Here is a 427-nt window from a genome sequence, read left to right as displayed (position 1 = left end):
AACGGTCTCGGTAGACAACAGCGTCGTACCAACCGGCGGCAGTGCTACCGCACCGAGCTGCACGAACTGCACGACCACGCATCCGATAGCACCCGCGGTTATTGCGGTGAGCAAATCGTCTGTTCCTGCGACCGGTACGGCCGTTGCAGCAGGCGACAGCATTGATTACAGCCTGCAGGCGGTGATTACTACGGCGGCCAACGAATCGGATCTGGTGTTGACCGATACCCTGAGTTCCGGCCAGACACTGGGAACCCTGCCGGCGGGTTGCACGGCATCAGGTCAGGTGATTACCTGCACCATTCCGGCCGGCACGGCACCGGGAACCTACAGCTTTACCTATCCGGCCACCGTGAATCAGACCGCGACAGTCTCGGTAGACAACAGCGTCGTACCAACCGGTGGCAGTGCTACCGCACCGAGCTGC

At 61.4% G+C, this 427-nt stretch carries 1 protein-coding gene; it reads left to right on the top strand.

Annotated elements, in window-relative coordinates:
• A partial coding sequence (locus ACQUTA_RS13100) for a hypothetical protein (RefSeq protein ID WP_444988711.1) occupies window positions 1-427 on the top strand: 427 nt, incomplete at both ends.

It is taken from the genome of Legionella navarrensis, assembly GCF_052527415.1.
Note: the sequence above shows the minus strand (reverse complement) of the source record. Positions and strands in the feature narration are given on the sequence as shown.